Genomic DNA, 725 nt, shown 5'->3' with positions numbered 1-725 from the left:
GAACGACAGGGCACCCGAGGTGGTTTCGTGTCCGGCGACGAGGAACGTCACCACCTGGTTGCGGATGTTGACGTCGTCGAGACGGTTCGGATCGTCCTCGCGGGCCGCACGCATCATGATCTCGAGCAGATCCTCGGGCCCCGGCTCGGTGCTGTCGCGGCGCTGTCGGATCACCTCGTCCACGACGTGCGCGAGGTAGGAGGTGTCGAGGGTGTTCTGTCGATCGGATTTGCGGTACAACAACTTCGAGACGAACGGGACGTTGCGGAAGGTGCGACGCTGGGCATGCGTGAGTGCCCGGATCATCGCCTCGACGAACGGGTCGGGCCGCTCCCGGCGAAACGAATCGAACGAATAACTGAAGCCCGCGCGCCCGATGGTCTCGAGTGTCAACTTCGTCATGTCCGACGACACGTCGACCGGCACCCCGCCGGTGCGCGCGTCCCAGTGCTCGGTGAGCTCGCCGGCCACCGCCACCATGATGTCGTGGTACGAGCGCATCGCGGACTGCGTGAACGCCGGCCGCAGCAGGTGGTGCGCCCTGCCCCAGTTGGGTTCCTCGTTGTAGGCGGTGAACAGGCCGTCGCCGCCGATGCCGCGCAACTCCGCGATCCCCGGTGCGACGTTCTTCGCGAAGCGCGCCTCGTCGGACAGTTCCGCGACCATGTCGGCGCCCGAGACGAACACGAATCGGTGCCCCAGGGCGCTGCGCTCGAAGATCGGCC

At 66.8% G+C, this 725-nt stretch carries 1 protein-coding gene; it reads right to left on the bottom strand.

Features of this window, described 5'->3' with window-relative positions:
- A partial coding sequence (locus IJ15_RS0123930) for a cytochrome P450 (protein WP_031940840.1) occupies positions 1–725 on the bottom strand: 725 nt, incomplete at both ends.

Source organism: Prescottella defluvii, from assembly GCF_000738775.1.
Lineage (GTDB): Bacteria > Actinomycetota > Actinomycetes > Mycobacteriales > Mycobacteriaceae > Prescottella > Prescottella defluvii.
This window is presented reverse-complemented; position numbering and strand designations above follow the sequence as displayed.